The sequence below is a fragment of the Xanthobacter autotrophicus genome, assembly GCF_029991245.1.
Lineage (GTDB): Bacteria > Pseudomonadota > Alphaproteobacteria > Rhizobiales > Xanthobacteraceae > Xanthobacter > Xanthobacter autotrophicus_C.
The window spans coordinates 1-18081 of record NZ_JAIVFO010000041.1; the positions used below are offsets into that span (position 1 = coordinate 1).

Sequence of the window (18081 nt, forward strand, 5' to 3'; positions counted from 1 at the left end):
GGGTAGGGATTGGGGGCCGAGGTGGTGGCCGGACCTCCGAGGGAGGCCTCCGCGAGATCGCCGAGCGAGCCGCCGGTGCTGCCGCCGGACATGCCGCCGGAGAGATCACCGCCTCGCGACGCGCCGCCGCCGAGGATCTGGCCGAGGATGTCGCCGAGGCCGCCGGGAAGTCCGGACGCACCGCCGCCGTCAACACCGCCCCCCGGGCGCTGCCCGCCGCCGCCGCCCAGCACCTGGCCGAGAATGTCGCCGAGCCCGCCCGGCAGGCCGCCGCTTTGGCCGGAGGGCGCGCCTTGCCCGCCCTGTCCCGCGCCTTCCAGCACGCTCTTGAGGATCTGGTCGAGGCCGCCGCCGCCGGCACCGCCGCCACGCACGCTGCCGTTGCCGAGCGCAGCGCCGATGAGCTGCCCCAGAAGACTTCCTGCATCCGCCATGTGACCCTCCCTGAAGGACGTTCCGATCGGGTTGCACCGCAAGCGATCGAACGTGCTTTGTCTTGAGTGTGGAGACTGCTGCCCAGATCAGGTTGTCCCAACCGGACCGGCTCCAAAGGAACGACCGGTACGCACGAGCCGAAAAACGGACAGGGACGAAGGCGCGCTCCCGCGCTCGGGTTCAGACCGCCACCGGCGCCTTGATGGCCGGATGCGGATCATAGCCCACAATTTCCACATCCTCGTAACGGAAGGCGAAGAGGTCGGTGACCGCCGGATTCAGCGACAGGCGCGGCAGCGTGCGGGGCGTGCGCTCCAGCTGCGCGCGGGCCTGTTCCAGATGGTTCACGTACAGGTGCGCATCCCCCAGCGTGTGGACGAAGTCGCCCACGCCCAGCCCGGTCACCTGCGCCACCATGTGGGTGAGCAGCGCGTAGGAGGCGATGTTGAAGGGCACGCCCAGGAACACGTCCGCCGAGCGCTGGTAGAGCTGGCAGGAGAGCTTGCCCTCCAGCACGTAGAACTGGAACAGGCAGTGGCAGGGCGGCAGCGCCATCTTCGACATGTCCGCCGGGTTCCAGGCGGTGACGATGAGGCGGCGCGAATCGGGGTTGCGGCCGATGTCCGAGACCACCTGCGCGATCTGGTCGATGACGCCGCCTTCAGGCGTGGGCCAGGAGCGCCATTGATGGCCGTAGACCGGCCCCAGGTCGCCCTTGGCGTCGGCCCACTCGTCCCAGATGGAGACGCCGTTGTTCTTCAGGTAGCGAACGTTGGTGTCACCGGCGAGGAACCACAGAAGCTCGTGCACGATGGATTTCAGGTGCAGCTTCTTGGTGGTGACGAGGGGAAAGCCGTCCTCCAGATCGAACCGCATCTGGTGCCCGAACACGGAAAGCGTGCCGGTGCCGGTGCGGTCGTCCTTGCGGACGCCTTCGTCGAGGATGCGGCGGAGAAGGTCGTGATACTGCTGCATGCCGCCCGTCCTGGGCGCCGCCGGGCGCCCCTTCGCCCTTATGTAGGGCAGGATGGCCCGGCCTCAAATCACCGGCGGATCACAAGGCGCAGATGTCCCCAGAATGGACGCTCCGGCCCATGCTGCGCCGCAGCGTTGACATTGGGCTTTCGTATACACACACTCGCACCGTTCCAAGGGGGGTCCCGGAAGGGGCTGAGATTTCGCAAGTCCGTCGGCCTGGTGTTCATCAGAACCTTGGCTGTTCGGTGCCGCGATGACCCTTCGAACCTGATCCGGGTCATACCGGCGAAGGGATCGGAACTTGTGCGCGCGGCGCGTTACGGCCGTATCGTACCCGTCTCCTAGCTCGATTCCCGGCTCTCGTTGAAAGCGCAAGCTTAAAGGAGAACCGCATGCTGGACGAAGCCTCGACGTCCTCTCTCAAGGTCACCACCGGCGCCCTGCCGCACTCGCACAAGGTGTTCGTCTCCGCCACCCGGCCGGACGTGCGCGTCGCCATGCGCGAGATTACCCTGTCCACGCCCGAAGAACGGCCGGTCCGGGTCTACGATACCTCCGGCCCCTATACCGATCCGCAGGCCGTCATCGACCTCACCAAGGGCCTGCCGCTGCTGCGCGCCCAGTGGATCCGCGAGCGCGGCGACGTGGAGGAGGTGGAGGGCCGGCAGGTCAAGCCCGAGGACGATGGCCTCAAGGACGGCCAGTCCTCGACCTTGCCCCAGTTCGACCTCACCGGCCGCCGGCCCCTGCGCGCCAAGGCGGGCAAGCGCCCGACCCAGATGGCCTATGCGCGGGCCGGCATCATCACCGCCGAGATGGAATATGTGGCGGCGCGCGAGAATCTCGCCCGCGCCAATGGCGGCGTCCACCCGCACCATCAGGCCATGGGCCTCGGCGCGGCGATCCCCACCGACATCACGCCGGAATTCGTGCGCCAGGAAGTGGCGCGGGGCCGCGCCATCATCCCCAACAACATCAACCATCCCGAAACCGAGCCGATGGCCATCGGCCGGAACTTCCTGGTGAAGATCAACGCGAACATCGGCAATTCCGCCGTCACCTCGGGGGTTGCCGAGGAGGTGGACAAGCTGGTGTGGGCCACCCGCTGGGGGGCCGACACGGTGATGGACCTCTCCACCGGCAAGAACATCCACACCATCCGCGAATGGATCATGCGCAATTCGCCGGTGCCCATCGGCACCGTGCCCATGTACCAGGCGCTGGAGAAGGTGAACGGCGTCGCCGAGGACCTGACGTGGGAGGTCTTCCGCGACACGGTGATCGAGCAGGCCGAGCAGGGCGTGGACTACATGACGGTCCATGCCGGCGTGCGCCTGCCCTACGTGCCGCTGACCGCCAACCGGGTCACCGGCATCGTCTCGCGGGGCGGCTCCATCATGGCCAAGTGGTGCCTTGCCCATCACAAGGAGAGCTTCCTCTACGAGAATTTCGAGGAACTCTGCGAAATCCTCGCCCAGTATGACGTGGCCTTCTCGCTCGGCGACGGCCTGCGCCCCGGCTCCATCGCCGATGCCAACGACGCCGCCCAGTTCGCCGAGCTGGAGACTTTGGGCGAGCTGACCGAGATCGCCTGGAAGTACGACTGCCAGGTGATGATCGAGGGCCCCGGCCACGTGCCGCTTCACCTCATTCGCGAGAATGTGGAGAAGCAGCTGAAGGTCTGCCACGAGGCGCCGTTCTACACCCTCGGCCCGCTCGTCACCGACATCTCCCCCGGCTACGACCACATCTCGTCGGCCATCGGCGCGGCGATGATCGGCTGGTTCGGCACCGCCATGCTCTGCTACGTGACCCCGAAGGAGCACCTGGGCCTGCCCGACCGGGACGACGTGAAGACCGGCGTCATCTCCTACAAGATCGCGGCGCACGCGGCCGACCTTGCGAAGGGGCATCCGGCGGCGCGCATCCGCGACGATGCGCTGTCCCGGGCGCGTTTCTCCTTCCGCTGGCGCGACCAGTTCGCGCTGTCGCTGGACCCGGAGACGGCGGAGCGCTTCCACGACGAGACGCTCCCGGCCGAGGGCGCCAAGGTGGCGCATTTCTGCTCCATGTGCGGGCCGAAATTCTGCTCCATGAAGATCTCGCAGGAGCTGAAGCTGGAAGCCGGCGATATCGCCCGCGCCCAGGCGGACAATCTCGCCTCCGCCGGCATGGCGGAGATGGCGCAGAAGTTCCGCGACGGCGGGGGCCTCATCTACACCCCGGCGCCCGAGGTGGCCGAGCCGCCCCCCGCCGCGGCGGAGTGAGCGGGACGAATGCAGACGACGGGGCGGCCTTCGGGCCGCCCTTTTGCGTTGGGCCGCAGGTGCCGGGCGAGGGCGCCCACACCGTCACGCACGCGTGAGCCACATTACCGATCCTTAATTCCGCAGCCAGACTGCCGTAACGCTCGCCGCCTTAGCTTGCCTCTCGAACCTGCTCGCAAGGCAGACAACAGAGAGATGCGACCGCCCATGACCCGCTCCGACAACACCCCCTCCGTGACGAAGCGCCACCGCAAGGCTCTCCTGGCCGGCGTCGTCGGTCTCGCGCTCGCCGGCGTCGTGGCCGGCCAGTTCGTCCCGCCGCTGAACGCCCCGGCCGCCGCGCAGATCACCACCAGCCAGCCCGCCGGCACCTTCTCCTTCGCCGACATCGTCGAGAAGGTCTCCCCCGCCGTTGTCTCGGTGAAGGTGAAGAAGGACGCCGGCAACGACCAGATGGCCATGGGCGGGGATCTCGGCGGCCAGTTCGGCGGTAATGTGCCGCCCCAGATCGAGCAGTTCCTGAAGCGCTTCGGCTTCGGCGACGGCCAGGGTCCCGGCGGCCCGGGCATGGGTCCGCGCGGCGGCAATGGCCCCAAGGGCGAATCCCGGGGTGGGCGTCCCGTGGTGGGCCAGGGCTCCGGCTTCATCATCTCCGCCGACGGCTATGTGGTGACCAACAACCATGTGGTGGACGGCGCCGACGAGGTGGACGTGACCACCACCGACGGCAAGGAATATGTCGCCAAGGTGATCGGCACCGATCCGCGCACCGACGTGGCCCTGCTGAAGATCGAGAACGTGACCAACCTGCCGTGGGTGAAGCTCGCGGACGGCGCCCCGCGCGTCGGCGACTGGGTGATCGCGGTGGGCAATCCGTTCGGCCTCGGCGGCACGGTGACCGCCGGCATCGTCTCGGCCCGCGGCCGCGATATCGGCTCGGGTCCCTATGACGACTTCATCCAGATCGACGCCCCCATCAACCGGGGCAACTCGGGCGGCCCGACCTTCTCGCTGAACGGCGAGGTGATCGGCATGAACACCGCCATCGTGTCCCCCTCGGGCGGCAACGTGGGCATCGCCTTCGCCATTCCCTCCGAGACCGTGAAGACGGTGGTGGCCCAGCTGCGCGACAAGGGCTCGGTGGCCCGCGGCTATATCGGCGTGCAGATCCAGCCGGTGACCGAGGAACTCGCCTCCGGCCTCGGCATCAAGGAGACCGACGGCGCCCTGGTGGCGCAGGTGCAGCCGAACACCCCCGGCGCCAAGGCGGGCCTGAAGGCCGGCGACGTGATCGTCAAGGTGAACGAAGAGGCCATCAAGGACGCCCGCGACCTGACCCGCAAGGTGGGTCTGATGAAGCCGGGCACCGAGATCAAGCTCTCGCTGATCCGCGACACCAAGCCCATGACCCTGTCGCTGACCCTCGACCAGCTGCCCACCGAGCAGCAGATGGCCGCGCGCCCCGGCGCGCCGCAGAGCGAGGATGACGCGACCGGCGGCAACAAGGACCTGCCGCGTCTCGGCCTCCAGCTCGCTCCGTCCAAGAGCGTGCAGGGTGCCGGCGGCGAGGGCGTGGTGGTGACCGGCGTCGATCCCAACGGCGCTGCCGCCCAGCGCGGCTTCAAGACCGGCGACGTGATCCTGAAGGTGGGCGACAAGCTCGTCTCCACCCCGAAGGATGTCCGCGACGGCCTCGCCGCCGCCAAGGCCGAGAACCGCAAGGCGGTGCTGATCCAGGTGAAGAGCGAGCAGGGCGTGCGCTTCGTCGCCATCGCGCTCGACGCCAAGGCCAAGGGCTGAACCCTGCGCTGAACCTGAATGCTCCGGCGGCAGGGCGCCGCCGGAGCAGGTCTTTCGGACCCCGAGGCGGGTTAGCATCGCCCCCCTGATGACGCTTCGGCTCCGAAGGCGCGGGATGCTCGCAAGGGCGTCCCGCGCCATGTTTTTGAGCAAGCCCGCTACCTCCCCCTTTTCCCGGTTGGGGGAGCCCAGGCGTTGCGCGCAGCGGACACCCCCGCATGGACCTGCCGGCAAGGTGAGCTAGAGTGATGACAGCGAATCTCGATCCGGATCCCCTCACCGCCATGCGCCTCCTCCTTGTCGAGGACGACCGCGACGCCGCCGAATATCTGCGCAAGGCCTTCCGCGAGGCTGGGCACGTGGTGGACCTTGCTGCCGACGGGGAGGTGGGGCTCGCCCTCGCCCTCGACGGCAAGTACGACGTGATGGTGGTGGACCGCATGCTCCCCGTGCGCGACGGGCTCTCCCTCGTCACCGAGCTGCGCGGGCGCGGGCACACCACGCCGGTGCTCATCCTCTCGGCTCTCGGCCAGGTGGACGACCGGGTGCAGGGCCTGCGCGCTGGCGGCGACGATTATCTGCCCAAGCCCTACGCCTTCACCGAGCTGCTGGCGCGGGTGGAAGCCCTGTCCCGGCGCGGCGTCTCCCAGGGTGCGGAGACGGTCTACAAGGTGTCCGACCTGGAGCTGGACCGCCTTGCCCATCGCGTCACCCGCTCCGGCAAGGAGATCCCGCTCCAGCCGCGGGAGTTCCGGCTGCTGGAATATCTCCTGCGCCATGCCGGGCAGGTGGTGACCCGCACCATGCTGCTGGAAAACGTGTGGGACTACCATTTCGACCCGCAGACCAACGTCATCGACGTGCACGTCTCCCGCCTGCGCTCCAAGATCGACAAGGGCTTCGACGTGCCGTTGATCCACACCGTGCGCGGCGCCGGCTACATGGTGCGGGCGGGTGCGGCGTGAGTGCGCACAACGGCCAGACGCGGGCGGAGCATCGGAAGGACAGCCACCGCGCCCGTGTCCCGGCCGACGGGAACGCAGCGCAGCGTAGGGGAAGGAGAGCCGGGACCCAGCCGAAGAGTCCGCCGAAGGCGCTTCATCATCTGACGGCGGCTGGTCTTGCCTGCTGCGCAGAAGTCTTGCGCTGGCCCCCGGCTCGGCGCTCCGGCTGCGCCGTCGCTGGGCCGGGGAACGGCCGGCGCCCATGAAAACGCTTTGCCCGTGAAAACGCTTTGCCCATGAAAACCCTTCGGACATGAAGTTCCTCGCCCATCTCGCGCGGCTGGTGCGCACCACGGCGTTCAAGCTGCTGGCGGCCTATCTGCTGGTGTTCGCCGTGTTCGCCGTATCGGTCATCGTCTACACGGCGTGGCACACCCGCGAGCTGATCCAGGGTCAGGTGGCGGACGACCTCGACCGGGAGGTGCGGTTCCTCGCCGACCAGTACCGCATCGGCGGCATCCAGCGCCTGGTCTATGTCATCGACCGCAGGACGCGCCGGCCGGGCTCCTCCATCTACATGATCACCAACTTCCAGGGCGAGGTGCTGGCCACCAACGTCTCGGACCTGCCCATCGGCCTCCTCGACAAGGAGGGCACCCGCTTCACCACCTACAACCGCCCCGACGATGCCGGCCTGAAGAGCCATGTGGCCTTCGTGCAGACCCTGATCCTGCCCGGCGGCTACCGCATGCTGGTGGGCCGCGACATCGAGGAGCGCGACACCCTGCGCGACCTCGTGGCCCGTCCGGCGCAATGGGCGGTGCTGCTCATCGTGGTGCTGGGCCTTGCCGGCGGCGTGTTCGTGACGCGGCGGGTGTTGAAGCGCATCGATTCCATGACCGCCACCGCCGAGACCATCATGGCCGGCAACCTCTCCGGTCGCCTCGCCATGACCGGCACGCAGGACGAGTTCGACCGGCTGGCCCATTCGCTGAACGCCATGCTGGACCGCATCGAGGGCCTGATGCAGGGGCTGAAGGAGGTTTCCGACAACATCGCCCATGACCTGAAGACCCCGCTCACCCGCCTGCGCAACCGCTCCGAGGAGGCGCTGCGCAGTGCCCGCACGGAAGACGACTGGCGCGGGGCGCTGGAAGACACCATCGAGGAGAGCGACGGCCTCATCCGCACCTTCGACGCCTTGCTCATGATCGCCCGCGCCGAGGCCGGGCAGGCCCGCGCCATCATGAGCGACCTCGACCTTGCCGAGATTGCGGAGAATGTCTCCGAGCTTTACGAGCCGCTGGCCGACGAGCAGGGCCTCGACCTCGTGGTCACGGTGGCGCCGGTGACCATCCACGGGGTGAAGGAACTGCTGGCGCAGGCCGTCTCCAACCTCATCGACAACGCCATCAAATATGGCCGCCCGGCGGACGGGAGCAGGGGGCGCATCGCCGTCAGCCTGACGCGGGCGGGCGGTGATGCGGTGCTTGCCGTGGCCGATACCGGGCCGGGCATCCCGGCGGCGGATCGCGAGCGGGTGGTGGAGCGCTTCGTGCGGCTGGAGGCGAGCCGGACCCGGCCGGGGTCGGGGCTCGGCCTCGCGCTGGTGGGCGCGGTGGCGCGGCTCCACGGTGGCAACCTCAGCTTCACCGATGGAACGCCCGGGCTGGTCGCCACACTGCGTTTGCCGGCGAAATAACTGCGGGGTGCCGTACGTGGCGTCCCGCGTGGCCTTAAGCATTTCGCAGGTGCGATAATTTGCTGTTTACCATGCAGCTTTCGACCGCTCCGGAGCGTTGCAATTGTCGAAGAGGGCTTGCGCAACGCAAGGTCCTAATGCTTTTGATGAAACCATGCGCGGGCCCCTCGAACCGGATTCGGCCGACCGGCCATCTCTCGCCGTCCTGATGCGGGAAGCCCCCGTCCTCGGCGATGAAGAGACGGCAAAGATTAAGCTTTCCCAAGCCACGGAGAGTCTGGCCCCTGCGGAACGGGCAGTGCTCGACGGGCTGTTTTCGCGCGCCCCCATGGCGCACCACGTGTGCCTCGGCATGGCCGAGGGCTCGCCCTTCCTGCTCGATCTGGTGCGCGCGGAGCCGGCGCGGCTGCTGCGCGTCCTGGCGCGCGATCCCCAGGTCCACCTTGCCGCCCTCATGGCCCAGTGCGCGGCGACCGCCGCCACGGGCGGCGAGGCCGAGGTGATGCGCGCCCTGCGCCGCATGCGCAGCGAGGCGGCGCTCCTCATCGCCCTTGCCGACATGGGCGGCGCCTTCGACCTGATCGCGGTGACGGCGGCGCTGACCGATGTGGCGGACGCGGCGGTGCGCGGAGCGCTCGCCTTCCTGCTGGGCGAGGCGGCGCGCGCCGGACGCCTGCTGCCGCCCGATTCCGCCGACCCGTCCTTCGGCTGCGGACTCGCGGTGATCGCCATGGGCAAGCACGGCGCGCGCGAGCTCAATTATTCCAGCGACGTCGATCTCGTGGTGGTGTTCGACAGGGACAAGGCGCCCCTGGGCGAGGACGTGTCCGCGTCCCAGGTCTTCGTGAAGATCACGCAGGGCCTCGTGCGCCTGCTCCAGGAGCGCACGGCGGACGGCTATGTGCTGCGCGTGGACCTGCGCCTGCGTCCCGATCCCGGCTCCACCGCCGTGGCCCTCTCCACCACCGCCGCCCTTGATTATTACGAGCGCGAGGGCGCCACCTGGGAGCGCGCCGCCTACATCAAGGCCCGCCCGGTGGCCGGCGACATGGCGGTGGGGCGGACGTTCCTCGCCGACCTGTCCCCCTTCGTCTGGCGGCGCGGGCTGGATTTCCAGGCCATCGCCGATGTGCACGCCATGAAGCGGGAGATCCACGCCTTCCGGGGGCACGACGTGGTGGCGGTGGAAGGCCACAATGTGAAGCTCGGGCGCGGCGGCATCCGCGAGGTGGAATTCTTCGTCCAGACCCAGCAGCTCATCGCCGGCGGGCGTGACCCGCTGCTGCGCAACTCCCGGACGCTGGAAGCGCTGGACGCCCTGACCACCCGCCGCTGGATCGAGCCGGAGGTGCGCGACGTGCTCGCCGAGGCCTATGTGTTCCTGCGCCGGGTGGAGCACCGCATCCAGATGGTGGCGGACGCCCAGACCCATTCCCTGCCCGAGAGCGCCGCCATGGAGGGCTTCGCGCGCTTCATGGGATATGCCGACCGCGACGCCTTCGCGGCGGCGCTGGTGACGCGCCTCCAGGCCGTGCAGACCCATTACGCCAACCTGTTCGAGGACACCGCGCCGCCCGCCGTGCTCGACGCCGATCTCGTCTTCGCGCCGGACGAGAACGACCGCAAGACGCTGGCCGCCTTGTCCCGCCTCGGCTTTCGCGATCCGGCGGCGGCCAGCGGCATGGTCCGGCGCTGGCTGTCCGGCGGGCCGCGCGCGCTGAAGGGCGAGAGCGCGCGCGCCCACCTGGCCCGCATCGTTCCGCTGATGCTGGAGGCGCTGGCACGTGGCGGCGATCCCGACGGGGCGCTGGCCGCTGCCGACCGCTTTTTGAGCGACCTGCCCGGCCCGCAGCTTCTGGCCGCCCTCGACCGGCATCCGGACCTGGTGCGGCTGCTCGCCACCATCCTCACCGCCGCGCCACGCCTCGGCGAGACGCTGGCGCGCCGGCCCTCCCTCACCGACGCGCTTCTCGATCCCGCCTTCTTCGACGTGCTGCCGGACGAGGCGGGCCTCTCCGCCCATCTGGAGCACCTGCTCGACACCGCCGATACCGACGAGGAGCAGCTCGACCGCGCGCGCCGGTTCCGGCAGGAGCAGCACGTGCTCATCGGCGTGCGCATCGCCTCCGGCACGCTGGAGGCGGCGCGGGCGGGCGAGGCCTATGCAACCCTGGCCGAGGTGATCATCCGCGCGCTGCACCGCCGCGTCTGGGCCCGCTTCCGGGAGGCCCACGGCACCATCGGCGGCGCGCAGACGGCGGTGCTCGCCATGGGCAAGCTCGGCGGGCGGGAGATGACGGCGGGGTCCGACCTCGACCTCATCGTGCTCTATGATTTCGACGCCGATGCCGACCCCACCTCCGACGGCCCGCGCCCGCTCACCGGCGCGCAGTATTTCGCCCGCTTCACCCAGCGCCTCGTCACCGCGCTGACCTCGCTCACGAATGCCGGCAAGCTCTACGACGTGGACCTGCGGCTGCGCCCCTCCGGCCGCTCCGGCCCGGTGGCGACGCGCCTTGCCTCCTTCGCCACCTACCAGCGGGAAGAGGCCTGGACCTGGGAGCACATGGCGCTGACCCGTGCCCGCGTGATCGCGGCCGAGCCCGAATTCGGGGCGAGGGTGCGGGAGGTGATCTGCACCGTCATGGGCCAGCCGCGCGATCCGCGCCGGCTGGCCGGGGACATCCTCGACATGCGCCGCTCCATCGCCGCCGAGAAGGGCGAGGACGACATGTGGAACCTGAAGCACGCCGCCGGCGGCCAGGTGGATGTGGAGTTCCTTGCCCAGTATCTCGTGCTGGCGCACGCCCATGGGCATGCGCAGATCGTGGACACGGCCACCGCCCGCGTGCTCGCCACCGCCGCGCGGCTGGGGCTGTTGCCGCCGGAAGATGCCCATGTGCTCTCGCGCGCCTGCCGGCTCTACCAGAACCTCACGCAGGTGCTGCGGCTGGCGGTGGATGCCCACATCGTGCCGGTGGACGCGAGCCCGGCGCTCCGGGCGCTCCTGGCCCGCGCCGGCGAAATGCCGGACTTCGCCACCCTGGACGCCGACCTCGCCGATACCCAGGCGAAGGTGCGCGCCATCTTCGAGCGCATGCTGGAGCTGGCGGCCGAGTGAGGCTGGGGCCAGGGACCCGCAGGCTTTCGCGCTGCGTAACGGGCGGCCCTGTGCCGTATATCTACACCCGGATATCCACGCCGCGCCGCCGGCGCGCCGCCCGACATGAGGCTCCCAGCCGCGGGGCGTGGATGGCCGGGACAAGCCCGGCCATGACGGGGTGAGAGGGTAACGAGGAGCTGTCACCCTTTTAACCCTCTCCCGGTCAGGAGAGGGCAGGCCGGGCGCCGCCGCTCACCCCAGCGAGCGGGTGGCGATGTCGGACACGTCGGCGGAGAGCCCCGGCGTCGCGGCCACCCTGCGCAGCGCGGCTTCGGCGCTGGCGCGCCGCACCGGCTCCAGCTGCCGGAACGTCTTGAAGGACGCCAGCAGCCGCGCCGCCACCTGCGGGTTCTTGCCGTCGAGGCTGAGCACCGCATCCGCCACGAAGGCGTGCCCGGCGCCATCCGGCCGGTTGAACTGGGTGGGGTTGGCGGCGGCGAAGGCGCCGATGAGCGAGCGCACCCGATTGGGGTTGGCCAGCGAAAAGGCCGGATGGAGCATCAGGCCCTTCACCCGGTCGAGGGTGCCCTCGGAGGCGATCTGCGCCTGCAGCGTGAACCACTTGTCGATGACCAGCGCGTCGCTTTCGAAGCGGCGATAGAAGGCGTCCAGCGCCTCTTCGCGCTCCGGCACGTCGTGCTGGGCCAGCACGGCGAGGGCGGCGATGCGATCGGTCATGTTGTCCGCCGCCGTGAACTGGGCCCTGGCGCGGGCGATGCCCTCGGCCGCGCCGGTCACCGCGAGATAGTCGAGGGCGAGGTTCCGCAGCGCCCGCCGCCCGGCGGATGCGGCATCCGGGGCGAAGGTTCCGCCGGCCGCGGCGCCCTCGTAGATGCGGCCGAAGTCCGCCGCGAGGGCGGTTCCGACCGCGATCCGCAGCGCCTTGCGGGCGGCATAGACGGCGTCGGGATTGACATCGCTGCCCAGCTCGCGCGCCACCTCGCTCTCGCCGGGGAGGGCGAGGGCCTGCGCCTTGAAGGCGGCATCGAGCGCGGTATCGGCCACCACCGCGCCTGTCGCCGTGATGAGAGCGTCCGGCGCGGGAAGCGTGCCGGAGCGGGCACCGGTCTTGAGCAGCTCAAGGGCGATGCGCTGGAGCGAATCGAAGCGGTTGAACGGGTCGCCGTCATGGGCGGCGAGGAAGACCCGGTCAGCCTCGGTGAGGTCGCTGACGAGGTTTACCGGCGCCGAGAAGCCCCGGTTGAGCGACGGCACGGGCCGCGCCTCAAGGCCGGTGAAGAGGAAGCTCTGGGCGGCCTCCTTCACCTCGATCACGCCGTGCTCCACCGGCGTGTTGCCCAGCGTCAGCGGCATGTCGCGCCCGTCCGGTCCCACCAGGCCGAGGGCCAGCGGGATCAGCATGGGCTTCTTGTCGCCCTGGCCCGGCGTGGGCGGCACCGACTGCTTCACGTCGAGGCGGAAGGTGCCGGCCTCCTTGTCATAGCTGCCGCTCACGGTGAGCAGCGGCGTGCCCGACTGGGCGTACCACAGGGCGAACTGGGAGAGGTCGCGGCCGGTGGCGTCGGCGAAGGAGGCGACGAAATCCTCGATGGTGGCCGCATCCCCGTCATGGCGCTCGAAATAGAGGTCCATGCCCTTGCGGAAGCCCTCCTCGCCCAGGAGGGTTTTGAGCATGCGCACCACCTCGGCGCCCTTCTCATAGACGGTCGCGGTGTAGAAGTTATTGATTTCGCGATAGGTTTCAGGCCGGACCGGGTGGGCGAGGGGGCCGGAATCCTCGGTGAACTGGGCCGCCTTGAGCATGCGCACGTCGGCGATGCGCTTCACCGGGCGCGAGCGCTGGTCGGAGGAGAATTCCTGGTCGCGGAAGACGGTGAGGCCTTCCTTCAGGCACAGCTGGAACCAGTCGCGGCAGGTGATGCGGTTGCCGGTCCAGTTGTGGAAGTATTCGTGGGCGATGACGCCCTCGATGCCGGAATAGTCGGCGTCGGTGGCGGTCTCGGGGGTCGCCAGCACGTATTTGTCGTTGAAGACGTTCAGGCCCTTGTTCTCCATGGCCCCCATGTTGAAGTCGGAGACGGCCACGATATTGAACACGTCGAGGTCGTATTCCCGGCCGAAGGCCTCCTCGTCCCAGCGCATGGAGCGCTTCAGCGCGTCCATGGCATAGCCGGCGCGGGCCTCCTTGCCCTCCTCCACATAGATGCCCAGCTCCACCGTGCGGCCGGAAGCGGTGACGAAGCTGTCGGCGACCTTGGCGAGCTTCCCGCCCACCAAAGCGAACAGGTAGGAGGGCTTGCGCCACGGGTCGTGCCAGACGGCGAAATGGCGCGAGGTGCCGGGAATGTCGCCGCTTTCCACCAGATTGCCGTTGCCGAGCAGGATCGGCGCCTCGGCCTTGTCCGCCTCGATGCGGGTGGTGAAGACCGAGAGCACGTCCGGCCGGTCGGGATAATAGGTGATGCGGCGGAAGCCTTCGGGCTCGCACTGGGTGCAGTAATTGCCCGAGGTGCGGTAGAGGCCCATGAGCTGGGTGTTGGCGGTGGGGTCCACCAGCGTCTCCACCTCCAGCACGAAGGCGTCGGCCGGCGGATGGGCGAGGGTGAGGCGCGCGGGGCTCGCCTCGAAGCTTGGGCCGGCCAGCGGCGTGCCGTCGATGGCGAGGCGCACCAGGGTCAGGCCGTCACCCTCCAATTCCACCGGCGCGCCGGCGGTTCCGTCCGGGTTGCGGCGCAGCGCGAGGCGGGCGGTGACGCGGCTCTGGGAGGGGTGAAGCGCGAAGTCCAGCTCCACCTTGTCCACCAGCCAGTCCGGTGGGCGGTAGTCGGCGAGGTGGATGGCTTTGGGCTCGGCATCACGCATGGAGAACTCCTCGGACAACGCCTCGTGTGCCGCCGCCTCCCGGGCGAGGCGCATGGCTGCGTTCAGTCGGGCAGGGAGAGTAAAGCCCCCGGACCTGTGAGGGAAGGCGGGGCGCCTGCGGGTCGATCTAAAGCCGCGCTGCGGCTACCGCATGGCTCCGATACCGCCCGCCATTGGTGCGCATTATGAGACGCACTGTTGCGTAAAATGCCCCTTATTCCAATGTCGTCGCAGCAATAGCTAAGTGTCCAGCCAAACGGAACCGCCCGTTTGGCACTAGATGGAGATGAAAATGCGCCATCTTACCTTCGGAGCTATTGCTCTTACCTCCACTCTCTTGATCGCTGGTGTCGCCATGGCGGCCGATCAGCGCTCACGAGACGAAGCAGACGCCGAGGCCAATCACGAAATCGATATCACGGCGTACAGCTACCAGCCACTCGGCTATGCCCCGGTGATGCGCGCCGAGCCCGACGATGCCTTCATCCAGATGCGGGTCAGGACCTATGCGCCCCCCGTGCAGTGGGAACAGCCCGACCAGTTGTTCCTGGATCAGGGTGACCGCGGCATCGGCAACGAGTGAAAATTGCCACCGCCGGCGCAGCGGGGCGCCGGCGACGGGTTGGTAGACTCGCACCATGGGCCCCGATCAGCCGAGCCGCGCTTCCAGGGCCTCAAAGAGGGGATTGTCCGCGGCGAACACATATTCGATGGGACCGACCGTCACCATGCTCGCCCCCTGCTCGCGCAGGAAGGTGGCGAGCCCGTGCAGGGTTCCCGGTGGGCAGTGCAGGGTCAGCATGCCGGAGGAGGTGGGGCCGCCGAACGGTGCGACGCAGCGATAGCGCGCCACCGCCTGCTCCACCAGGGAGGCGTCGCAGCTCGCGAAGCGGGTGCGCACCTCGCGCATGGTCCGCGCGCGCTTTTCCGCCCCCAGCCGGTCGAACATGGCCCGCGCAGCCGCAAGCGCGCAGCCGCTCCAGTTGGCGGTGAGCGAGGCGACCAGATTGGCTTCCGATTTCAGGATGATGCCGTCGTCCACCACCTTCAGGGCGTTGGCGGCCAGCGTCGCGCCGGTGGTGGTGATGTCCACGATGAGTTCCGCCGAGCCCGAGGCCGGCGTGCCCTCGGTGGCGCCCGCGCTCTCGACGATGCGGTAGTCGACGATGCCGTAGCGGGCGAAGAAGCCGCGGGTCAGGTTCACATATTTGGTGGCGACGCGGATGCGCCGGCCGGTGCGGCCATGGAAGTGGCTCGCCACGTCGTCGAGATCGTCCATGGTGCGCACGTCGATCCAGGCCTGCGGCACCGCCACCACCACGTTGGCATGGCCGAAGCCGAGCTTTTCCAGCAGCGCGACGCGGCTGTCCGCCTCCAGGATGTTCTCGCGCACCAGGTCCTCGCCCGTCACCCCGATATGGGCGGCGCCGGAGGCCAGCGCCGCCGCGATCTCGGAGGCGGAGAGATAGGCCACCTCCACCCCTTCCACGCCGCCCAGCGCGCCGCGATAGTCGCGGGCGCCGCGCGCCTGCGTCAGCGGCATGCCGGCGCGGGAGAAGAAGGCGTGGACATTCTCCTGGAGCCGGCCCTTGGAGGGCACGGCGAGAACGAGCGGGCTGGTCATCGAGCGCCCTCCACAGCAGCAGGGAACGGGGCGAAGGCGAGGGCGGCGAGGCGTTCCACCCACACCGCGAGGCCGACGCCGGGCACGCTGGTCTCGGCGCCGAGGCGCGAGAGCAGCTTGTCGTAGCGCCCTCCGGCGACCAGCGGGCCATCGGTGCGCCCCAAGGTGTCGTGCAGCTCGAAGACCATGCCGCTGTAATAGTCCAGCGGCCGCCCGAAGGCGCTGGAGAAGCGCACGTCGGAAAGGTTCACCGCAAAAGCGGTGAGGAAGCCGGTGCGCCGGTCGAAGGTATCGAGCGCGGCGGACAGATCGATGCCGGCCTCCGCCGCCAGCGCCCGCATGCGGGCGGACGCCTCGTCGGGCGTGCCGGAGATGGCGAGGTAGCGGGAGAGGATTTCCCCGGTCTCGCCGGACAGGCCTGCGCCGGCCTCAAGCGACGATTGCTCCAGGAAGCGTTCGGCGATCTCCGACACGGTGCGCCCGCCCACGGTGGAGATGCCGGCGATGGACAAGAGATCGGTGATCAGCGCCCGCGCCGCCTCGGGATCGGCGCCGGTGAGGGCTGCCAGCACGCCGGCGTGGGCGGAGGCGCTTTCCTGCGGGCGCGCCCTCTGGTGGCCGAGATCGGCATCGAGCCGGCTCTGGCCGAAATCCTTCAGCAGCCGCCGGCGCAGGGCCGGGGCGAGGGGGAGCGCTTCCAGCAGCGCGGCGAACAGGCCCACGTCGCCGAGCCGGATCTCCGGCTGGGGGACGCCGTAGAGCGCGCAGGCGTTGAGGCCGAGGGCAACCATCTCCGCGTCGGCCGCCTCGGTATCGGTGCGGCCGAAGGACTCGACGCCGGCCTGCCGGAACTCGCCCGATCCCTCGCCGCGGAAGCGGAACACCGGGCCAAGATAGCTCACGCGCGCCGGCAGGGGCATGCGCTCGGCGATGACGGCGCGGGCCACCGGGATGGTGATGTCGGGGCGCAGGCACAGTTCGCGGCCGTCTGCATCCGCCGTCAGATACATGCGGCGGCGGATGGATTCCCCCGACAGGTCGAGGAAGGCGTCCGCCGGATGGAGGATGGGCGGATCGTGGCGCGAGAAGCCGGCAGTCTCGAAGCACGCGACGAGCGCATCTTCGAGGCTTGAGGGATCGCGGGGCGGAAGGGGCGCGGACGCCGCGGGCAACATGAGGGGCTTTTCCTGAGATTTCTGGCCGGCTTCTACCAAAGGGCGGGCGCCGGGGCCACCCCGGTTGATTTTCGCCATCCCAGGTCACGCGGCGGGACGCCCGATGCGGGCGGGTGCTTTCCAACGCAGACACCACTCGAAGTCGGGAGCATGGGTGAGCCGGTTCCGGATCTGTATAAGGTAGGCGCAGAGGGAATCAGCGGAGGCGGCCATGGCCGATGCAGCGAAGGCAACAAGCGCCAAGGGCGGCCAGTCCGCCGGCCAAACTGCCGGCCAGGCCGCGGGACCCGCGGCGGGGGTGGACAAGCTCAGCTTCGAGCAGGCGCTGGCGGAACTGGAGGCCATCGTCGGCAACCTGGAGCGGGGCAGCGTGCCGCTGGAGGAGTCCATCGCCATGTATGAGCGGGGCGAGGCGCTGAAGATGCGCTGCGACACCCTGTTGCGGGCAGCAGAAGCCCGCGTCGAGACCATCACCCGCGATGCCGATGGCCGCCCTTCCGGCACCGCGCCGCTGGATGCGGACGGGTAGGGCAGGACCATTCGCGGCGGGCGAGGCTTTCGCGCGCCCTCCCGGCGCCTCAGTACAGGCCGGGAATGACGCGCTTGGTGCGCTTCTCATAGGCCTCGTATTCGGCCCCGAAGGCCTCGCGCATCATCTTCTCCTCCCGTCCCACCCGGAACAAGAACAGCGTGCCGAAGCCCACCAGTCCCGCCGGGCCGGCGATGAAATTGGGCAGCAGCAGCGCCTGCGCCAGCGCCCACAGGAAGAAGGCGGAATACATGGGGTGGCGCACCCGCTCATAGACGCCGGAGGTGATGAGCTTGTGCTTGTCCTTGATCTCCAGCGTCACCGACCAGTTGCGCCCGAGCTGGCGGTGGGTGCGCCAGAACAGCCACAGCGCCGCCGCGAACACCAGCACCCCCGCCACCACCTGCGCCGGCACCGGCGTGTAGGAGGCAAAGCGCGGGAAGGAGGTGAGGGCGTAGATGGCCGGCAGCACCCCGAGGCCGAGCGTCGAGATGGAGAGCAGCGTCATGTCGCGGGCGGTGCGGTGGCGAGCGTCGGCCACCTGCTGGCGCTTCGCCTTGCGCTGGAAGGGGATGCGCAGCACGTACCAGGAGACGACGCCGACCGCCCAGGCGATCTTGGCGAAGAGGACGAGGCTCATT

12 protein-coding genes, 1 pseudogene and 1 riboswitch are annotated in these 18081 nt (G+C 69.3%); of the genes and pseudogenes, 7 read left to right on the top strand and 6 right to left on the bottom strand.

Annotation, left to right across the window (positions count from 1 at the left end; all coding sequences use genetic code 11):
• Both K9U41_RS09300 and K9U41_RS09305 read right to left on the bottom strand, forming a co-directional pair.
• Positions 1-434, bottom strand: a pseudogene (locus K9U41_RS09300) (hypothetical protein); the annotation flags it as partial.
• A 181-nt stretch (positions 435-615) separates the two neighbouring features.
• Positions 616-1410, bottom strand: coding sequence for a thymidylate synthase (locus K9U41_RS09305; RefSeq protein WP_282640563.1), 795 nt, complete (start codon positions 1408-1410; stop codon positions 616-618).
• 166 nt (positions 1411-1576) lie between these two features.
• Positions 1577-1725: riboswitch (TPP riboswitch) on the top strand.
• Between the two features lie 80 nt (positions 1726-1805).
• Here K9U41_RS09305 and thiC point away from each other — a divergent pair.
• The 5 genes from thiC (at position 1806) to K9U41_RS09330 (ending at position 11247) form a co-directional block, all read left to right on the top strand.
• Complete coding sequence (thiC, locus tag K9U41_RS09310) at positions 1806-3680, top strand: phosphomethylpyrimidine synthase ThiC (protein WP_282640564.1); 1875 nt, start codon at positions 1806-1808, stop codon at positions 3678-3680.
• Between the two features lie 207 nt (positions 3681-3887).
• A complete protein-coding gene (locus K9U41_RS09315) occupies positions 3888-5480 on the top strand; it encodes a Do family serine endopeptidase (protein ID WP_282640565.1) in 1593 nt (530 codons plus the stop codon).
• 248 nt (positions 5481-5728) lie between these two features.
• Positions 5729-6445 carry a winged helix-turn-helix domain-containing protein gene (locus K9U41_RS09320; protein ID WP_269149869.1) on the top strand — a complete coding sequence of 239 codons (717 nt, stop codon included), beginning with the start codon at positions 5729-5731 and terminating at the stop codon, positions 6443-6445.
• A gap of 292 nt (positions 6446-6737) precedes the next feature.
• Positions 6738-8126, top strand: a complete 1389-nt coding sequence (locus K9U41_RS09325) for an ATP-binding protein (protein WP_282640566.1) — start codon at positions 6738-6740, stop codon at positions 8124-8126.
• Between the two features lie 154 nt (positions 8127-8280).
• A complete protein-coding gene (locus K9U41_RS09330) occupies positions 8281-11247 on the top strand; it encodes a bifunctional [glutamine synthetase] adenylyltransferase/[glutamine synthetase]-adenylyl-L-tyrosine phosphorylase (RefSeq protein ID WP_282640567.1) in 2967 nt (988 codons plus the stop codon).
• A 234-nt stretch (positions 11248-11481) separates the two neighbouring features.
• Here K9U41_RS09330 and pepN read toward each other — a convergent pair whose 3' ends face one another.
• Positions 11482-14112 carry an aminopeptidase N gene (gene pepN / locus K9U41_RS09335; RefSeq protein WP_282640583.1) on the bottom strand — a complete coding sequence of 877 codons (2631 nt, stop codon included), beginning with the start codon at positions 14110-14112 and terminating at the stop codon, positions 11482-11484.
• A gap of 292 nt (positions 14113-14404) precedes the next feature.
• Between pepN and K9U41_RS09340 the strand changes: the two genes are divergently transcribed.
• Positions 14405-14695 (top strand): hypothetical protein, encoded by a 291-nt coding sequence (locus tag K9U41_RS09340; RefSeq protein WP_282640568.1) that lies wholly within the window; start codon positions 14405-14407, stop codon positions 14693-14695.
• 66 nt (positions 14696-14761) lie between these two features.
• Here K9U41_RS09340 and hisG read toward each other — a convergent pair whose 3' ends face one another.
• Both hisG and K9U41_RS09350 read right to left on the bottom strand, forming a co-directional pair.
• Positions 14762-15736, bottom strand: coding sequence for an ATP phosphoribosyltransferase (hisG, locus tag K9U41_RS09345; protein WP_282640569.1), 975 nt, complete (start codon positions 15734-15736; stop codon positions 14762-14764).
• A complete protein-coding gene (locus K9U41_RS09350) occupies positions 15733-16911 on the bottom strand; it encodes an ATP phosphoribosyltransferase regulatory subunit (protein ID WP_282640570.1) in 1179 nt (392 codons plus the stop codon). Before K9U41_RS09350 ends, hisG begins: the two co-directional genes overlap by 4 nt.
• Positions 16912-17209: 298 nt before the next feature.
• Between K9U41_RS09350 and K9U41_RS09355 the strand changes: the two genes are divergently transcribed.
• Positions 17210-17440, top strand: coding sequence for an exodeoxyribonuclease VII small subunit (locus K9U41_RS09355; RefSeq protein ID WP_282640584.1), 231 nt, complete (start codon positions 17210-17212; stop codon positions 17438-17440).
• 49 nt (positions 17441-17489) lie between these two features.
• On the opposite strand, the gene K9U41_RS09360 is transcribed toward K9U41_RS09355, so the two are convergent.
• Positions 17490-18080 carry a protein-S-isoprenylcysteine O-methyltransferase gene (locus K9U41_RS09360; protein WP_282640571.1) on the bottom strand — a complete coding sequence of 197 codons (591 nt, stop codon included), beginning with the start codon at positions 18078-18080 and terminating at the stop codon, positions 17490-17492.
• Position 18081 lies beyond the last annotated feature (1 nt).